We start from the raw sequence: 16,685 nt of genomic DNA on the forward strand, positions 1-16,685 counted from the left end.
CGGACAGCCTGTTCAGTCTGTTCAGTCCCATGGCCACTCCAGCAGGCGGGCGCCCAGGACGGCCGTCTCCAGCGTGAAGCGCTGGGTGGGGTCGTCCGGGGAGAAACCGGTCAGGCGGCGCACCCGTTCGAGGCGGTAGGTGACGGCACGGGTGCTGACGCCCAGCCGGCGCGCGGCGGCCGTCTGGTTGCCCTGCGCGGCGAAGACCGCCTCCAGCGTCTCCAGCAGGGGCCCGTGGCCGCCGCGGGCGGTCAGCAGGGGGCTCAGCACGCTCGTCACGAGGTCCTCCATCGCCGCCCGGTCGCGCAGCAGGACGGGGAAGACGAGCAGGTCGGCGGCCCTGACCACGTCGATCGTGAGCCCGAGCCGGTCGGCGAGGTCGAGGGCGGAGGCGGCCTCGCGGTACGAGGTGACCACGCCGCCCGGGCCGCGCTGCGGGCGGCCGACCCCGACCCGCCAGCCCGGGGCGAAGCGGCTGCGCACGTGGTGGGCGAACTCCCCCACCGCCGCCGTCAGCGTGGCGGGGGCGACGCAGACGAGCAGCCCGTCGCGCACGGCCACCAGCACGTTGTGCGAGCCGAAACGGGCGACGAGGTCACGCTCGATGCGGTCCTGCCCGCCGTCCTCCAGCCCGCGGGCCACGGCCACGACGTACGACTCGGCCAGCCGCAGCCCGAAGTGCTCGGCGCGCTCGGCCAGGCGCTCGGCCCTGCCGAGGAGCAGGTCGTCCACGAACGCGCGGCGCGCCGCCTCCTCCTCGCGGATCGCGGCGTGCTGGGCCTGCTCGTACCCCTCCATGAGGGCCGACACGGCCCGGCGCAGCGCGGCGAGGACGGCGGGGCCGCGCGCGGCGTTCGCGGCGCCTACCGCCTTCCCGCTGTTCCCGGCGTTCGCGGCGTTCCCGGCGGGCCGGCGCTCGGCCGCCGCGAGGGCCGCGTCCACCAGGTCGCGGAGCGGGACGCCCAGCCGCGCGGCGCGGGACCCGGCCTCGTGGTAGGCGTCCAGGTCGGCCCGCTCCGGCAGGCGCCCGGTCTCCGCAGCCCGGGCGAGCACCTGTAAGTGCCCGCCGAGCAGGTCGGCGGGCACCCGGGAGACTGCCATCACACTCCTACGTCGCGCCTGTCGAAGGTGAGGACCGCGGTGAGGGCGAGCACGGCCGTCGCCCCCGCCAGCACAAGGTAGTCCCCGGCCGGCAGCCCCTCGTAGAGGGGCCTGCCGTCGGCGTAGTAGTGGAACGGCGAGACCCACCGCAGCCAGGAGACGGCGTCCACGCCGCGGCCGACGGTGACGACCATGTAGCCGAGCGCGGCCCACACGCCGAGCACGGCCGAGGCGGCGGCCTTGCGCCCGGTGGCGGCGCCCACCGCGAGCGTCAGCGTGCCGAAGAACAGGGCGAGCAGGTAGAGGCCGATGTGTGCGGCCAGGAGCCGGCCGAAGGGGGTGTCGATGCCGACCTGCCGGGTCATCGTCCACACGATCACGAAGGTGACGGCGGCCACGGCGAGCAGGCCGAGCGCCAGCCCCGCGAACCGCGCCAGCACCACCCGCCCGCGCTCCACCGGCAGGGTGACGACGAGCTCCAGCGTGCCGGCCTCCTCGGGCCCGGCGATCGCCCGGTTGGCCAGGATCATCGCGCAGACGACGAACAGCATCGGGACGATGAGCTGGTAGACGACCGTCTGGAGGTAGCCGGTGCCGGTGCCGATGTCCTGCAGGCCGCCCATGAGGTCCTTCAGCGCGCCGGGGTACTTGGCCATGGCCTGGGCGCTGTAGGTCGCCGGGTCGTCCTTGATGCTCGCGTAGATGCCGAGGTACATCGTCAGGAACGCGCCGAGGCCGATCGTCCAGCCCGCCAGGGCCCGCAGATTGTCACGCAGGTACTTGGTGATCATGGTGTGCGCCCTCCTCGCTGTAGTAGGTGAGGAAGATCTCCTCCAGGTCCGGCTCGGCGCTGACGAGGTGGACGACGGTGAAGCGGGCGGCTGCCTTGATGAGCGCGTCCGGGCGGCCGTCGATCGTGCAGCGCACGCCGGCCCCCTCCACGCGCAGGTCGCGCACGCCCGGCAGCCCCTCGAACGCCTCGCGCGGCACGGGCCCGTCGAAGTGCAGCTCCACCCGGCGCACGGCCTTCTCCCGCAGCGCGGCCACGTTCTCCACGGCGACCAGGCGCCCGGAGCGCACGATGCCGACCCGGTCGGAGACGTGCTCCACCTCGGCCAGAACGTGCGAGGACATGAGCACCGTGCGGCCGGAGGCGCGCACCTCGCGCACCATGGCCAGGAACTCCTGCTGCACCAGCGGGTCGAGCCCCGACGTCGGCTCGTCCAGGATCAGGAACTCCGGCTCGTGCATGAACGCCTGGATCAGCCCGATCTTCTGCCGGTTGCCCTTGGAGAGCTTGCGCATCGGCACCGACAGGTCCGCGTCGAGCCGCTCGGCCAGCTCGGCGACCCGGCCCGGCGGCACGCCGCCCCGCATCCTGCCCAGGAACGCCAGGTAGTCGCGGGCCCGTTCGCGGCCCTCCAGCACCAGGTCCCCGGGCAGGTAGCCGATCCGCGCCCGGATCGCGGCCTCGCCGGGAGGCGCGCCGAGCACGCGCACCCGGCCGCCGGTGGGCCGGATCAGGTCCATGAGGAGCCTGATCGTGGTCGTCTTTCCCGCGCCGTTCGGCCCGAGGTACCCGAAGACCTCTCCCGGCTGGATGTCCAGCGTGAGATCCTCCAGGCCACGGCGCCTGCCGTAGTACTTGCTGAGCCCTTCGGCCCGCACCACTGCCGTCATGCCGCCATGGTGACGGCGGGGGCGGGGCGGCGTCAGGGCGCGAACCCGGCAAGCGGCCGCGCGGCTCCTTTCCGGCCCCCGGCAACCACCGGAGGGGTTACGGCACGGGGTCGGGCGCGCCCGGCGGGAGGAAGGGCAGCTCGGGCGGGCCGTGCTCGATGAGGCGCAGCAGCGCGTCCGTGTCGAGATGCCGCTCGACGAGGTCGCCCAGCGCGTCGAGGCGCTCCTCGCGCAGCCGGGCGAAGTCCGTGCCGGGGGCGGGTGTGAAGTCGCGGCCCGCCTCGCGGGCCACGTCCGCGAGGAAGGCGCGGCGGAAGCCGTCGTTCTCCAGCGCGCCGTGCCAGGTGGTGCCCCAGACGTTCGCGACGCGGCAGCCGTCCAGGAACGGCTCGCCGCCGTCCACCGTCGCCACCCCGTGATGGATCTCGTACGCGGAGACGGACTCGCCGTAGGCGTGGCCGGAGGGCCGGCCGAGCACCTTGTCCGCGGCGAACGCGAACCGCGCGGGCAGCAGCCCGAGCCCGTCCACCCGCCCGGCGCCCGACTCGACCTCGTCCACGATCTCCCGGCCGAGCATCTGGAAGCCGCCGCAGACGCCGAGGATCGGCCCCTTGCGCGCCGGCAGCGCCGCGGCCAGGCCGGTGCGGCGCAGCCAGGCGAGGTCGTCCACGGTGGCCCGCGAGCCGGGCAGCACCACCAGGTCGGCGTCGTCGAGGTCGGCCGCGGCCGTGACGAACCGCACCACCACGCCCGGCTCGGCCGCCAGCGCGTCGACGTCGGTGAAGTTCGACATCCGGGGCAGGCGGACCACGGCCACGCGCAACGTCTGCCGCCCGTACGGCTCGCGGGTCGCGGCCGGGCGCGCGTCCAGGGCCAGGGAGTCCTCGACGTCCAGCCACAGGCCGTCCGCCCACGGCAGCACCCCGTACACCTCGCGGCCGGTCAGCCCGCGGAGCTGGTCGAGCCCGGGCCGCAGCAGCTCGGGCGCGCCGCGGAACTTGTTGACCACGAACCCGGCCACCAGCGCCTGGTCGGCCGCTTCCAGCAGCCCGACCGTGCCGTAGAACGCGGCGAACACCCCGCCCCGGTCGATGTCGCCCACCACGACCACGGGCAGGCCGGCGGCCCGGGCGAGACCCATGTTCGCCAGGTCGCCGCGGCGCAGGTTGATCTCGGCCGGGCTGCCGGCGCCCTCGCAGATCACCACGTCGTACCGGCTCCTCAGCCGGTCGAGCGAGCGCAGCGCGGTGGCGCGCAGCATGTCGCGCACCCGTCCGTACTCCATCGCGTCCACGTCGGCGACGGGCCGGCCGAGCAGCACGACCTGGCTGCGCCGGTCGCTGCCCGGCTTGAGCAGGACGGGGTTCATGTCCGCGTCAGGCTCGATGCCGGCCGCCTGCGCCTGCATCGCCTGGGCCCGCCCGATCTCGGCGCCGTCGGTCGTGACGTACGAGTTGAGGGACATGTTCTGCGCCTTGAACGGCGCCACGCGGACCCCCTGACGGGCCAGCCACCTGCAGATTCCGGCGGTGACCACACTCTTGCCCGCGTCGGAGGTGGTCCCCGCCACGAGCAGCGCACCCCTGACCGCCCGCACGCTTCGCACGCCCGGATCCTCCCACATCTTCCCATTCACCAGGAGGAGGGAGGGGGCCCGGCTCGCGAGAACGCGCCCAGCGGTGTCAGGCGGCGGCGCGGGCCGCCGGGCCCGTGACGCACCGTCCACCGCGCAGCAGCCTCTGCGCGGTGTCGCGGACCCGGGGGTCGCGCACCCGGGCCACGAACTCCTCCGGCGTGCCGCCGCACACCCGCGCCAGCTCGGCCGACGCGTCGAGCAGCGCGCCGATCAGCCGCCGCTGCGGCGCCAGGCGCATGGGCCGCCCCGCCTCGTCCGCGAGACAGCCGTGCAGGCCCTCGTACACGTGACAGGCGACCGCCCCGGCCCCCTCCAGGCGGGCGGCCGGCCCGTCGAAGGACACGGGGTGAGCGCCGGGATCGAGCACGCGCCGCCGGTAGTTGGGCTCGGTCCGGTCGAGCGCGGCGAGCTGCCTGTCGTCCACCCAGGACACGAACAGCTCGGACACGCCGGGCGCGGCCACCGGGGCGGCTGGGATGTACCCGTACCTGCTGATGTGCGCGGATACGCCCGGAGCGAGGCCGCGTACCCTCACCCGGGTGAGCGGCGCCACCGTGGGCACCCGGTGGCGCGTGAACTTGCGGTGGAGCTGGGCCGGAGCGGCGTTGGACCCCACGGCGACCACGGCGTGCCGGGCCCGCATCGGCGCGGCCCCGCGGGCGGTCAGCCACGTGTCGATGGGCGAGCCCTCCACGTGCCAGTCGCCGTCGTGTCCGGCCAGCGGCAGGAAGCGGTGTCCGGCCAGCACGCCCGGCCCCTGCGGGAGCAGGCCGGGATAGGTGAGGGGCAGGGCCATGGGGTCGTCGCGGGTCAGTGCCGGCGACGCGGGATGGCGGTGCGCGAGGTCGTCGCGGGCGAGAGCCGGCGACGCGGGACGGTGATGCGTGAAGTCGTGAGGCATGGGGTGGGAGCCGGGGTCGAGGTGGGCGCGGGGAGGGGCGCCGTCCGGTCACGTTCTCCCCATATTGCCTCATGCGGGAACGTGGCGCCCACCTGGGGGTGGTGATCGGCCCGGCGGCCCCGGCTTCCGGGGGAAGGGCGCGCGGCCCTAGGGTGTGGATCGCCCGCACAGGGCCGCGCACATCCGGGGACGGGAAGGGAGCGGGATGCCGGCTTCACGCCCGCTCCGGCCGGGCGATCCCGAGTGGATCGGCCCGTACCGCATCGTCGGCGTGCTCGGCTCGGGCGGCCAGGGCATCGTCTACAAGGGCGTGCGCGACGGCGGCGGCGACGTCGCGGTCAAGGTCGTCCACAGCCACCTCAGCCAGGACGCCGACGTCACGAAGGGATTCCTGCACGAGGTGGAGGCGGCGCGCCGGGTGGCGGCCTTCTGCACGGCGGCCGTGCTCGACGTCGGGACGGTGGACGGCCGGCCGTACATCGTGAGCGAGTACGTCGCCGGCGACACCCTGCACGCGGTCGTCCGCGAGCGGGGACCGCGGACCGCGGGCGTGCTCGACCGGCTCGCCATCTCGACGCTGACCGCGCTGGCCGCCATCCACGAGGCCGGCATCGTGCACCGCGACTTCAAGCCGGGCAACGTGCTCATGGGTCCCGAGGGCCCGATCGTCATCGACTTCGGCATCGCCAAGGCCCTCGACGCGACCACCATGGCCTCCGGGCCCGTCGGCACCCCGGCGTACATGTCGCCCGAGCAGTTCAGGGGCGAGCGGGTCGGGCCGGCGTCGGACGTCTTCGCGTGGGCGGGCACGATGGTGTTCGCCGCCACCGGGCGTGCGCCGTTCCGCGGGGAGACGGTGCCGGCCATCCTCAACCAGGTCCTGAGCGGGACGCCCGACCTGACCGGCGTGCCGCCGCACCTGGTGGGACCGATCCAGGAGTGCCTGGCCAAGGACCCCGCCGCCCGGCCCACGCCCGCCGCCCTGCTGCAACGGCTGATCGGCCGTACGGGGCCGGCGGCGCCGCACGCCGCCGCATCCTCTCCCGCGGGCAACCCCGTTCCCCCGCCTGCGGACATCCGGGAGGCGCCGACCTCGCCGAGCCGGCCCAGGACGTTCAGCCGGCGGGCCCTGATCGGCGGCGCCGCGGTCACGGCCGCCGCGGCGGTCTCCGCGTTCGCCCTCCTCGGCGGCCGCGACGAGCCCGTCCGCCCGGTGAGTGACGACCGCTCCCCCGCCCCCACCGGGACGGCCGGCCCGTCCGCGACGCCCACGAAGCAGCCGTTCGGCACGCCGCTGACCGAGCCGGTCCCGCTCACCCGCGACTGGGGCGCCGCCACCGTGCTCGCCGCCTCCGGCCCGCTCGTCGCCTGCGGCACCGACAACGGGACCGTGCTCGCCCGGACCACCGGGCAGCCCGCCGCCACCCGCCTCGGCGACGGCGGCGCCTCGGTGACCGCCGTGGCGTGCGGCGAGCGCGACGGCGCGCCCGTGGTGGCCTCCGGCCACGGCGACGGCCGGATGCGGTTGTGGAGCACGACGGGCGAGAGCCTGGCCACGCACCGCGCCCCCGACCCGATCATCGGCGTCGCGGTCACCGGCGGCCGGGTGATCGCGGTGTCGCAGAAGTACGACAGCCTCCGCGACCTCCACAGCGTCGTACGGCTGTGGGACGTCGCCACCGGCAAGCAGATCGGCCCCGCGGTCACCGACCACTTCCAGGGCGTCAGCGGGCTGGCCTTCGGCACGCTCGACGGGAAGGACGTGCTGGTCACGGGCGACGGTCACAACCGGATCCAGGTGCGGCGGCTGCCGGACGGCAAGGTGACGCGCACGTTCGGCACCGGGGACATCGGCGGCGTCGAGCGGCTGGCCTGCGCCGAGATCGGCGGCAGGGCCGTCCTGGTCTCCACGCACCTGGACGCCACCCTGCGCGTGTACGACCTGGCGACCGGCAAGCGCCGCGAGAAGTGGAAGTTCAGCGCGAGCAGCCCGGACGACCGGGGCGTGACCGCGCTCGCCACGGGCCGCACCGGCGAGGCGCCCATCGCGGTCGCCGTGCACCACGCGGCGGGCGAGAACGTCCTCGTACGGGTCTGGAACCTGGACGACGGCGACGTCGTCGGCACCCTCGGGCCGGGGCCCGGCGGCGCGATCCGCACCGCCACCCTGTCGGAGACCGCGGGCCTGCCGGTCGTGGCGGGCGTCACCGAGGACCGCACGCTCCGCACCTGGAACATCGGCCCCGCCTGACCGGCGTCAGGGCCGCCGGCGGGAAGCGCGTCTCCGAGGCCGGCCGAGACGCGGCGGACGAGACCCCGACTCACACGGCCGGATCGGGGTAGACGGGCGCGGGTGACGAAAGGAGCACTCGTGCGCCGACTGGTGGCCATCGTCAACTCCTCCGCCGGGGGCACGGACGACGACGTGCTGTCGCGGGTCCTGTCCGAGCTGGCCGGGCACGCCGACACCGTGGAGGCCCGGATCAAGGACCCGTCCGAGCTGGCCGCCCTTCTGGGTGAGCATCCGGGACGCGACCCGGTGGTGCTCGGCGGCGACGGGTCCCTGCACTGCCTGGTGGCGGCGCTGGCCGAGCGCGGCGAGCTGGGGTCCCGCACGGTCGGGCTGGTCCCGCTGGGGACCGGCAACGACCTGGCCCGGGGAGTCGGGCTGCCGCTCGATCCCGTGGAGGCGGCCCGGGTGGCGGCCACCGGGGAGCCGCACCCGCTGGACCTGCTGCGCGACGACGACGGCGGCATCGTGGTCAACGCCGTGCACGCCGGGGTCGGGGTCGAGGCGGCCCGGACGGCCCGGCCACTCAAGCCGTTCCTGCGCCGCTTCGCCTACGCCGCCGGCAGCGTGATCGCCGGCGTGCGCACGCGCGGCGCGCCGCTGCGGGTGGAGGTGGACGGCCAGGTCGTCGCGGACGGGCGCCGCCGCGTGCTCATGGTCGGCATCGGCAACGGCCGCACCATCGGCGGCGGCACCCCCGTCACACCCGGCGCCAGGCCCGACGACCGGCTCGCCGACGTGATGGTGTCCTTCGCCACCGGCCCGCTGCGCCGCCTGTGCTACGGCCTGCTGCTGAAGCTCGGCCGGCACACCCGGCGGACGGACGTGGTGACGGTCCGGGGCCGCGGCGTGCGCCTGTCCGGGCCCGCGGTGCACGTCAACGCCGACGGCGAGCTGACCGGCCCGTACCCCGCCCGCACCTGGACCGTCCTCCCCCACGCCTGGCGCCTGACCCTGCCCCGCCGCACCACCTGAAACCGCACCACCTGAAGTCGTACCGCCTGAAACCGTGCGGTCCGGAGAGGTCCGCCGGGCCTCGTAGCATGCGCGCATGACCACGCACGGTTTCGGGCTCACCGCCGAGGGCCCGTTCGACTTCGCCGCCTCGCTGCGTTTCGTCGAGGACTGGCCGGCCACCAGCGCGCTGCCCTCCGACGGGCGGACGCTGCGCTTCGCCTACTGCGCGGAGGCCGACTGGCTGCCGATCGGCGTGAGCGTGACGGGCGCGCCGGGCGGGGTCGCCGTCACCACGACGCGGGCCGCGGGCCCGGCCATCCGGCGTGAGGTGGCGCGCATCCTGTCGCTCGACGTGGACGGCGCCGGGTTCGCCGAGGTCGGCGAGGCCGACCCGGTGCTCGGCGACCTCCAGCGCCGCCGCCCCGGCCTGCGGCCGGTCTGCTTCTGGAGCCCGTGGGAGGCGGCGTGCTGGGCGGTGATCGTGCAGCGCTCGTCCATGCTGATCGCGTCCCGGATCAAGCAGCGCGTCGCCGAGCGGTACGGCGCAGCGGTCACCGTGGACGGCCGGGCGTACACGGCGTTCCCGCCGCCCCTGTCGCTGGTGGACGCCGACGGCCTCGGCCTGCCCGCACAGAAGGAGGAGTGGGTGCGCGGGCTGGCCCGGGCGGCGCTCGACGGCGTCCTGACCACCGAGCACCTGCGCTCGCTCGCCCCGGAGGAGGCCCTGGCCGAGTTGCGCGCCCTGCCCGGCGTGGGGCCGTTCTCGGCCGGCCTGATCCTGATCCGCGGGGCGGGCGCGCCCGACGCGTTCCCGGGCGACGAGCCGCGCCTGTTCGCGATCCTGCGCGAGGCGTACGGCCTGCCGGAGAACGCGCCCCCGTCCGCGTACCGGAGGCTGGCCGAGGCGTGGCGGCCCTACCGTTCCTGGGCCTCCTTCGCGTTCCGGGCCTCCACCTACGGCGTCATGGACGACTGAGCTCCTGGCCGGACCCTCGGCCGGGAGTCGCGCGCCACGGCCCGCCCCTCGCGCCGGCGGAGGATCGCGCGGGCGGCCACCACGACGCAGACGACGCCGAGCAGCAGCCCCCAGGTGATGTCGGTGAGGAAGTGCATGCCGCGGTACAGCCGGGAGAAGGCGACGGCGAGCGGGGCGGCGATCCCCAGCGTCCAGACCACCACCTGGAGCGCCCGGTTGCGGAGGTGCGTGGTCAGAACGAGCGCGAACCCGCAGTAGAACGCGACGGCCGCGCTGACGTGCCCGGAGGGGAAACTGGAGGTCGGCGGGGCCGGGTCGAGGTGCTCCACCGGCGGCCGGTGCCGCCCGACCACCTCGGTGACGGCCAGGAAGACCAGCGACTGGCTCCAGACGGCCACGATCAGGAAGACCGACTCGCGCCAGCGCCCGTACGCCAGCCGGAAGGCGATCGCGGCGATCGCGGTGAGCGCCACGATGTACGGCGTGTCCGACAGGCTGCTGCCGAAGTCGGTGAGCGTGTTCCACAGCGAGGTGCGGTCGGCGGCCAGCGCCCGGCTGACCCCGGCCTCGCCGGTGGGCCAGGCGAGGATCAACTCGCCCACGCCGTACGTCACGCCGGCCATGAGGACCAGCGGCAGTAAGATCGTCAGGGCGTAGTACTTCACGTGCTCAGTGCTTCTGGACATGGCTCACCTTCACCGGTTCGGGGTCCACTCCTTCGGTCAGCGGCGAGGCGGGTCTGCGGCCCTGCTCACGCCGCCACGTCTCGAATCCCGCGGCGGTGGCGGCGACCACCGCGGCGCCCAGCACGATCCCGGCGACCACGTCGCTCACCCAGTGCACGCCGAGCGCGATCCTGGTGTAGCCGACCGACAGCACGAGGAACCAGGCGACCGCCCAGGCCACCGCCTTCCCCCAGCGGGGCAGGTGGGGCAGGAGCAGCAGGACGACCACCCCCGCGCCGAGCGTCACGTTGACCGCGTGGCCCGACGGGAAGGAGTCGCCCGGCGCCAGCGCGACGGGGTCGGGCAGGTGCGGCCGGGCCCGCGCGACGACGATCTTCAGCGCGAGGCCGAGCAGCCCGCCCACGGTCACGGTGGTGACCGCCCAGACGGCCAGCCGCGGCGCTCCCTTGTACAGCAGCCAGGCGGCGTACGCGATCACCGCGATCCGCCACGGCCACGGCCCGAACAGGTCCGTCCACACGATGAGCACCCGGGTCACGCCGGGATGGGCGAGCGCGTACGCGTGCAGCCGCTCGGCGACCCCCGCGTCCAGCCCGTTGATCGGCATCTTGGCCACGACGAGCAGCAGGCTGAACGGGATCATGATGAGCGCCACCGCGAGGCTGGCCACCGTCAGGCGCAGCCCCAGACGACGGTCACCCTCGACGCGAGCCCTCCGCTGTCGACGTCCCATGGTCGCGGCCCTCCTCCGATGCGCGTGGGCCGACGGCTACCCCGTCGGCGGCCGATGATTCCTGCCTGAAGGGGCGCGGCGCGGGTAGTGCCGGTGGCATGTCCCCCACCGTGGCGGTCGTGGCGCACCGCAAGAAGATCCTGGGCGCGGGCCTGGACCGGCTCCGCGTGCTCATCACCGAACAGAACGTCGGCGACCTGCTCTGGTACGAGGTGCCCAAGAGCAGGAAGGCGCCGAAGAAGGTCCGCAAGGCGCTCAAGCAGGGCGCCGAGCTGGTGTTCGTCTGGGGTGGAGACGGCATGGTGCAGCGCTGCGCCGACGCGATGGCCGGCTCCGGCGTGCCGATGGCCATCCTGCCGGCCGGCACCGCGAACCTGTTCGCGAACAACCTCGGCATCCCCATCGACCTGGAGGAGTCGGTGCGGATCGGCTTCCACGGCCGCCGCGAGAAGCTGGACCTGGGCCTGCTCAACGGCGAGCACTTCGCGGTGATGGCGGGCGCCGGGTTCGAGGCCGAGATGATCGCCGACGCCGACGGGCAGGCCAAGAGGCGGCTCGGCAAGCTGAGCTACGTCAAGGCGGCGGTCCGGCACGTCGGCGGGCCGCTGGTGCCGATGAAGATCAAGGTGGACGGCACGACCTGGTTCGAGGGCAAGGCGAGCTGCCTGCTGCTGGGCAACGTGAGCACGATCGCCGGCGGCGTCGACGCCTTCGACGACGCCCGGCCCGACGACGGCTGGCTGGAGGTGGGCGTCTCCACGGCCAAGGGGCCGATCCAGTGGGCCCGGGTGCTCGGCAAGATGGCCGCGGGCCGTTCCGAGGAGTCGCCGTTCGTCCGGATCACCCGGGCCAGGAAGGTGTCGGCCCGGTTCGGGGCGCCCCTGACGTACGAGCTGGACGGCGGCGAACGCGAGCCCACCACCCGCCTCAAGGCCAAGGCCGTGCCGGGAGCCCTCACCCTCTGCCTGCCCGAGGACGCCCGCACGCCCGAGGACGCCCGTACGTCCTAGGGGGTGTCGCGCAGCGCGATCAGCTCGTCGTTCATGGCGTCGAGGAAGGCGGGCGCCGTGCGCAGCTCCTCCGGGCTGAACCGCCTGCTGCGCTCGCTGACGACGCCGGTGCTCCTGGTCACCACCGGCGGGGTGATCACCTCGGCCGGTGTCGTGCTCGCCGCCACCTTCGCCGCGCTGGTGGTGATCCCGCCGGCGTTCCTCGTGCAGATCGCCTTTTGCGGGTCCGGAGGCCGCGTCCGCGAGGTACGTTCGCCTCAAGCCACGCGGCGAGCCCTTCCGCCTCCCCCGGTGGTCCGGTCGCGCCGCCATGTCCCTGGGCTGGAGGGTCGCTCGTGGCACGAACGCGCGGCAGGAAACGGGGCAACGCGGTCAACCCGCCCCCGGCGTCGGCGAAGCCGGCGCCACCGCAGGCGGTTCCACCGAGGCCGGGTTCACCGAAGCCGACGCCATCGAAGGAGCCGGAGCAGGAGCCGCAGCAGGAGCCGGCCGAGCCCGCCGCGGCCGGCAGGAGCCGGCCGGTGATCGCCTGGGTGGCCGGGATCGCCGCCGCCGTCATCGGCACCGCGTCGGGTGTCGTGTTCACCGGCTGGTTCAACTCCCTCGGCCCCGCGGCCTTCGACGGGCTCGGCGGATCCCCTCCCGTCACCGTCGCGTACGTCATGCTGCAGAACGACGGGCTGGACCTCGCCCTGCGCGAGCCCGTGACGGCCTTCCAGGACCGGGCGATCCTGCTGGGACGGCCCGACGCCGCCCAGCGCGCGGCGTTCCTGGAGCGCTACCGGGCGGCCGGGATCGGACGGATGCAGATCACGGTCGTCCTGGAGGGCAACCGGGCGGGGCTGCGCATCGCCGACGTGCGGCCGCGCGTCCTCAGCAGCGCCCCGCCGTCCGACGCCGCCCTGCTGACGCCGTCGAGCGCGGGTGAGGCGCCCGCCATCGAGGTGGTCGCGGACCTCGACCGGCCCGTACCGCGCCTGACCACGAAGAAGGACCCCCGCGTCCCGTACTTCTCCACCCGGCAGATCGACCTGGTCAGGGGCGAGCGGGCGACGCTGAGCATCACGGCCGCCACCACGAAGGGGTTCTACGAGTTCGAGTTCGTGGCCACGGTCGTCAGCGACGGTCACGCCGAGGAACTGCGGATCACCGCGCCGGGCGGCCGGCCGTTCCGCCTGACCGCCCGGTCCCGCGCGTACCGCGCCGTCTACCGCACCTCACCCGCCGACGGCTGGGAGCCTCCCGCGGTCTGCCGGCGCGCGGAAGGGAACGCGTGCTGAGCGCCCGGGCCGTGGCGGCGTCGCTCGCCGCGGCCCTGGCGGTGTGCCTGGCGCCGGCCTCCGACTCGGCGGACGGCACGCGGCGGGCCGTGGGGTGGCGGGCGGTCTGGTCCACGACCCTCACGCAGGGCCCGGGCGGCCTCTGGCGGGACCCCGTCGCGGAGTACGTGGCCGGGGCGTCCGAGGGCGTCGTGGCTCTGGGGCTGGGACGGGGTCCGGTCGTGGTCATGGACGCGGGGACCGGCCTGATCCGGTCCCGGATCCGGCCGAAGGGCTCCGGGAACGCGCGCCGGATCTGGGTCGCCGGCGACACGCTCGTCGTCCAGCGCGGCGCCACGTCGGACTACGGAGCGGAGAGCTACCTGGCCGCGTACGACCTGCCGACGGCCGCCCCGCTGTGGGTGACGTACGTCGCGGGCGACGAGGAGCACGCCGAGGTCACGCCGCGCGGTGTCGCGATCGCGCGCCCCTCCCGCCTGGACCTGTACGACCTGCGGCGCGGGACGAGCGCGGGCGGCGTGCCGGTCCGGCCGGGCTGCGCGACGAGCATCGCGGCGGCGGGCGCGGCGGTGGCGCTGCTCAGCGGCTGCCCGGGAGAGGCACTGCGGCTGTCGGCGATCGACCCGGCCACCGGCCGGCCGCGCTGGGAACGCGCGCTCCCGTACACGACGCCGCCCGGCGACCGCGCCGAGAAGGGCATGGCGACGGAGGTGCAGGGGGCCGCCGACGGCTCCGTCCTGGTCCGGATCAACCAGACCTCGCTGCTGTACGCGCCGGACGGCCGGCCGCTGCCGGGCGTCCTCTCCCCCGCCCCGGAGGCTCGCGTCGTGACCACGGGGGGCGTGCTGGCCCACTCCTTCGCCCCCGCGGCGCCCGACGGGCGGCCGGAGTCCGTGGTCACGCAGGAGTTCGACCCGGGCGGCCGGCGGCTGCTCCGGACCCGCCGGACGGGCGCGGCGGGGCCCCTCTTCGCTGACGGCAGGACGTTCGTCGCCATGGACGTCATGGGGCGGACGCTGGGGCTCACCTGGCCGCTCCCGGCGCACCTGACGTCCGTCGACGCCGTGACCGGCGAGACCGCCGACCTCCCGCTGCCGGTCCCGCACGCGATGGCCGAACTCGTGGGGGTGGCCGGCGGTCTGGCGTTCGTGCTCGGCCCCGTTCCCGAGACCCTCGGCGGTGACGGTCCCGCCGCCCGGGTCACCGCGTACCGGCTGGTGCGGGAGGAACGGCCCCGGGCCGCGCCCCTGGGGGCGGTCGCGGCGTCGCGCTGGCCGGACGCCTGCCGCCTCCTCACCGCCGCGGACCTGGCCCCTCTCGGCGGCGGCCATCGCGCCTTCCCCCGGACGCCCGGACCGCGCCTCCCGCGGCCGCCGGGAGCGGCGGACACGGCGGGGACGACGGGCACGGCGGGCACGGCGGGGACGACGGGCACGGCGGGCACGGCGGCGCCCGGTCAGGTGGCCTGCGACTGGATCCCGTCCGCGGACGACGGGACCGTCGTCTTCGTCTCCGTCGAGTGGGTCGCGCCCTCGGCCCGCGAGGCGCGGGAGCTGTTCGCCGCCGAGACCGCCCGGCTGAAGGCCGACGCCGGCGTCAGGGCACTCCCGGGCGGCGAGCCCGACGTCCACTTCCACGGGCTCGGCACACCTGCGGGCACGCAGTTCCACGCCCTGGTCGTCGCCGGCCCGGTCGTCGCACGGCTGATGACCCGCTCCGAGGCGGCCGTGCGGCTGCTCGGCCCCCGGCTGCGCGACAACCTGCGCGCCGCGACCTCCGCAGGCCCGCCGTGACCCGCGCGCCGGAAAGATCCTCGCCCGGCGCGTGAACCGGTGCGCGGGTCCGGTCGTCTTACCAGGCATGATCCAACACACGACGGCTCGCGTCGCGCTGGGAACGTTCCTGGCCGCCGGCCTGGCCCTGGTCGGCCCCGCCGCCGCCGCGCACGCCGCCACCGAGGCCACCGGCACCCCGGCCGCGCACACCGCCGCCCGCGAGACGTTCGGTCCCTCCGGCTACGGGGGTGTCAAGCTGCGGATGAGCGCCAAGGCCGCCGCGGCCACGGGCAAGATCTCGCGCCTGCGCGGGCAGGACTCCCCGAGCTGCACGAGCTGGCAGCTCAAGGCCCACCCCGTCGGCCACGACGCCGTGGGGCTCTACATCTCGAAGAAGCGCGGCGTGGCGTTGATCTTCGCTCCCCAGGGGGCCAGGACGCCCGAGGGCATCGGCATCGGCTCCACGTACACGCAGATCAAGAAGCTCTATCCCCGGCTGAAGACGGCCGCGAGCGGCTACCCGTACGTCGACGTGGCCGGCAACCCGGGGGCCTACTACTCGTTCCTGCTGCACAAGGGCAAGGTCTACGAGATGGCGCTGGCCCTCCACACGCAGGACTGCGTCAACTGACCACGCGCTAGGACGGGCCGCTCGACCGGATGGCGGCCGGCCCGTGGCCGTACCAGCGGCGGATGGCCCGCCGCAGCGCGCGGGGGTCGGTGAAGCCGACTCGCGCGGCGATGGAGTCCACGCTGAGCGAGGTCTCCCGCAGCAGGCGGTCCACCCGCCGCTGCCGCAGCCTCTCCAGCTCCTCCCTCCAGCCGGTGCCCTCCTCGCGCAGGCGGCGCTGGAGCGTGCGCGGGCTCATGGCCAGCCGGCGGGCCACCTGGTCGAGGCCGGGCGGCCCGTCGGCGACCGCCGCCTCCAGGGCGGCGTGGAAGCGGTCGAGCCAGCCCAGCACCGGCCGGGCCGCCGCGGTGGACAGCCGCGCGTGGTCGGCCAGGATCGCGGCGAGCGCGGGGTCGGCGCGCGGGAGGAGGGCCTCCGCGTCCTCCTCGGCGAACGTGATCGACGGAGGGCCGGCCTCGAACTCGACGCGCCCGGTGTTGTACAGCTCGCCCGGCCTCCCGGCGGCGGGCGTCCGGTGCGGCAGCCGCACCCGCACCGGGGTGAGCCGCCGCCCGGCGCCCGAGCTCGCCAGCGTGAGCAGCATGTACGGCGTGAACGCCGCGATCATCGGGTACGCCGGGTGGTCGGTGTAGGGGTCCTGCCAGCGGACCGTCAGCCCGCCGTCGTCGTCGCGCGTGACGACGAGCCGGTCGGCCGGGTCGGCGATGGCCGCGAAGAGGCCGCCGGCCACGCGGAACGCGTCCTCCAGGGTGCCGGAGACCGCGAACAGGTAGTCCCACGCCCCCAGCCCGCCCGGCCGCCACAGCTCCATGACCCGGCTGGTGCCGGAGGCCGCCTCCCACTCAGGACCGGAGACCAGTTCCCAGATCCGCAGGATGGTGGCGGTGGGGATGCGGATCCCGTCGTCGTCCAGGACGGCGAGCCCGGGGACGCCCGCCAGGCGCGCCGGGTCCAGGCCGGTCGCGAGCCCCACGCGGACCAGCAGGCGGGTCAGGTGGGGCGAAACGGTGCTGTCGTGAACCATGGACG

General features: G+C 75.3%; 16 protein-coding genes. 7 read left to right on the plus strand and 9 right to left on the minus strand.

Going from position 1 to position 16,685, the window contains the following annotated elements:
• Positions 1-21: 21 nt before the first annotated feature.
• From HTZ77_RS31750 to HTZ77_RS31770, 5 genes are all read right to left on the minus strand, one after another.
• Positions 22-1,101 carry a PucR family transcriptional regulator gene (locus tag HTZ77_RS31750; protein ID WP_175593407.1) on the minus strand — a complete coding sequence of 360 codons (1,080 nt, stop codon included), beginning with the start codon at positions 1,099-1,101 and terminating at the stop codon, positions 22-24.
• Positions 1,101-1,892, minus strand: a complete 792-nt coding sequence (locus HTZ77_RS31755) for an ABC transporter permease subunit (protein ID WP_175593408.1) — start codon at positions 1,890-1,892, stop codon at positions 1,101-1,103. The genes HTZ77_RS31750 and HTZ77_RS31755 overlap by 1 nt, the downstream gene beginning before the upstream one ends.
• A complete protein-coding gene (locus HTZ77_RS31760; protein ID WP_175593409.1) occupies positions 1,870-2,781 on the minus strand; it encodes an ABC transporter ATP-binding protein in 912 nt (303 codons plus the stop codon). The genes HTZ77_RS31755 and HTZ77_RS31760 overlap by 23 nt, the downstream gene beginning before the upstream one ends.
• A gap of 97 nt (positions 2,782-2,878) precedes the next feature.
• Positions 2,879-4,387: a cobyric acid synthase gene (locus HTZ77_RS31765; protein ID WP_328808888.1), complete on the minus strand. Its 1,509-nt coding sequence runs from the start codon at positions 4,385-4,387 to the stop codon at positions 2,879-2,881.
• A gap of 76 nt (positions 4,388-4,463) precedes the next feature.
• The gene (locus HTZ77_RS31770; protein WP_175593411.1) at positions 4,464-5,318 is read right to left on the minus strand and encodes a hypothetical protein; all 855 of its coding nucleotides are present in this window, start codon (positions 5,316-5,318) and stop codon (positions 4,464-4,466) included.
• Positions 5,319-5,523: 205 nt separating this feature from the next.
• Between HTZ77_RS31770 and HTZ77_RS31775 the strand changes: the two genes are divergently transcribed.
• The 3 genes from HTZ77_RS31775 to HTZ77_RS31785 all read left to right on the plus strand — a co-directional run bounded on the left by HTZ77_RS31775 (position 5,524) and on the right by HTZ77_RS31785 (position 9,541).
• Positions 5,524-7,569: a serine/threonine-protein kinase gene (locus HTZ77_RS31775; RefSeq protein ID WP_175593412.1), complete on the plus strand. Its 2,046-nt coding sequence runs from the start codon at positions 5,524-5,526 to the stop codon at positions 7,567-7,569.
• Between the two features lie 120 nt (positions 7,570-7,689).
• Entirely contained in the window at positions 7,690-8,583 is an 894-nt protein-coding gene (locus tag HTZ77_RS31780; protein WP_175593413.1) for a diacylglycerol/lipid kinase family protein, read from the plus strand.
• Between the two features lie 76 nt (positions 8,584-8,659).
• A complete protein-coding gene (locus HTZ77_RS31785) occupies positions 8,660-9,541 on the plus strand; it encodes a DNA-3-methyladenine glycosylase family protein (RefSeq protein WP_175593414.1) in 882 nt (293 codons plus the stop codon).
• Here HTZ77_RS31785 and HTZ77_RS31790 read toward each other — a convergent pair.
• Both HTZ77_RS31790 and HTZ77_RS31795 read right to left on the minus strand, forming a co-directional pair.
• Complete coding sequence (locus HTZ77_RS31790; RefSeq protein WP_175593415.1) at positions 9,520-10,227, minus strand: phosphatase PAP2 family protein; 708 nt, start codon at positions 10,225-10,227, stop codon at positions 9,520-9,522. The two genes, HTZ77_RS31785 and HTZ77_RS31790, sit on opposite strands and share 22 nt — an antisense overlap.
• Complete coding sequence (locus tag HTZ77_RS31795; RefSeq protein WP_175593416.1) at positions 10,211-10,960, minus strand: phosphatase PAP2 family protein; 750 nt, start codon at positions 10,958-10,960, stop codon at positions 10,211-10,213. Before HTZ77_RS31795 ends, HTZ77_RS31790 begins: the two co-directional genes overlap by 17 nt.
• Before the next feature lie 98 nt (positions 10,961-11,058).
• On the opposite strand from HTZ77_RS31795, the gene HTZ77_RS31800 reads away from it, so the two are divergent.
• Positions 11,059-11,970 carry a diacylglycerol/lipid kinase family protein gene (locus HTZ77_RS31800; RefSeq protein ID WP_175593417.1) on the plus strand — a complete coding sequence of 304 codons (912 nt, stop codon included), beginning with the start codon at positions 11,059-11,061 and terminating at the stop codon, positions 11,968-11,970.
• On the opposite strand, the gene HTZ77_RS31805 is transcribed toward HTZ77_RS31800, so the two are convergent.
• Entirely contained in the window at positions 11,967-12,137 is a 171-nt protein-coding gene (locus HTZ77_RS31805; RefSeq protein WP_175593418.1) for a hypothetical protein, read from the minus strand. The genes HTZ77_RS31800 and HTZ77_RS31805 overlap by 4 nt on opposite strands.
• A gap of 354 nt (positions 12,138-12,491) precedes the next feature.
• On the opposite strand from HTZ77_RS31805, the gene HTZ77_RS31810 reads away from it, so the two are divergent.
• The 3 genes from HTZ77_RS31810 to HTZ77_RS31820 all read left to right on the plus strand — a co-directional run bounded on the left by HTZ77_RS31810 (position 12,492) and on the right by HTZ77_RS31820 (position 15,656).
• Positions 12,492-13,250 carry a hypothetical protein gene (locus HTZ77_RS31810; RefSeq protein WP_175593419.1) on the plus strand — a complete coding sequence of 253 codons (759 nt, stop codon included), beginning with the start codon at positions 12,492-12,494 and terminating at the stop codon, positions 13,248-13,250.
• Entirely contained in the window at positions 13,244-15,043 is a 1,800-nt protein-coding gene (locus HTZ77_RS31815; protein WP_175593420.1) for a PQQ-binding-like beta-propeller repeat protein, read from the plus strand. Before HTZ77_RS31810 ends, HTZ77_RS31815 begins: the two co-directional genes overlap by 7 nt.
• 67 nt (positions 15,044-15,110) lie before the next feature.
• Positions 15,111-15,656, plus strand: a complete 546-nt coding sequence (locus tag HTZ77_RS31820; protein ID WP_175593421.1) for a hypothetical protein — start codon at positions 15,111-15,113, stop codon at positions 15,654-15,656.
• Positions 15,657-15,663: 7 nt separating this feature from the next.
• Here the strand turns inward: HTZ77_RS31820 and HTZ77_RS31825 are convergent, their stop codons facing one another.
• Entirely contained in the window at positions 15,664-16,680 is a 1,017-nt protein-coding gene (locus HTZ77_RS31825; RefSeq protein ID WP_175593422.1) for a helix-turn-helix transcriptional regulator, read from the minus strand.
• Positions 16,681-16,685 lie beyond the last annotated feature (5 nt).

Source organism: Nonomuraea montanisoli (assembly GCF_013363975.1).
Lineage (GTDB): Bacteria > Actinomycetota > Actinomycetes > Streptosporangiales > Streptosporangiaceae > Nonomuraea > Nonomuraea montanisoli.

Bases quoted from the DNA above. Each gene is read 5' to 3' on its own strand.
- HTZ77_RS31750 (WP_175593407.1), bottom strand. From the start codon at position 1,101: ATGGCAGTCTCCCGGGTGCCCGCCGACCTGCTCGGCGGGCACTTACAG.
- HTZ77_RS31755 (WP_175593408.1), bottom strand. From the start codon at position 1,892: ATGATCACCAAGTACCTGCGTGACAATCTGCGGGCCCTGGCGGGCTGG.
- HTZ77_RS31760 (WP_175593409.1), bottom strand. From the start codon at position 2,781: ATGACGGCAGTGGTGCGGGCCGAAGGGCTCAGCAAGTACTACGGCAGG.
- HTZ77_RS31770 (WP_175593411.1), bottom strand. From the start codon at position 5,318: ATGCCTCACGACTTCACGCATCACCGTCCCGCGTCGCCGGCTCTCGCC.
- HTZ77_RS31775 (WP_175593412.1), top strand. From the start codon at position 5,524: ATGCCGGCTTCACGCCCGCTCCGGCCGGGCGATCCCGAGTGGATCGGC.
- HTZ77_RS31785 (WP_175593414.1), top strand. From the start codon at position 8,660: ATGACCACGCACGGTTTCGGGCTCACCGCCGAGGGCCCGTTCGACTTC.
- HTZ77_RS31790 (WP_175593415.1), bottom strand. From the start codon at position 10,227: ATGTCCAGAAGCACTGAGCACGTGAAGTACTACGCCCTGACGATCTTA.
- HTZ77_RS31795 (WP_175593416.1), bottom strand. From the start codon at position 10,960: ATGGGACGTCGACAGCGGAGGGCTCGCGTCGAGGGTGACCGTCGTCTG.
- HTZ77_RS31800 (WP_175593417.1), top strand. From the start codon at position 11,059: ATGTCCCCCACCGTGGCGGTCGTGGCGCACCGCAAGAAGATCCTGGGC.
- HTZ77_RS31820 (WP_175593421.1), top strand. From the start codon at position 15,111: ATGATCCAACACACGACGGCTCGCGTCGCGCTGGGAACGTTCCTGGCC.
- HTZ77_RS31825 (WP_175593422.1), bottom strand. From the start codon at position 16,680: ATGGTTCACGACAGCACCGTTTCGCCCCACCTGACCCGCCTGCTGGTC.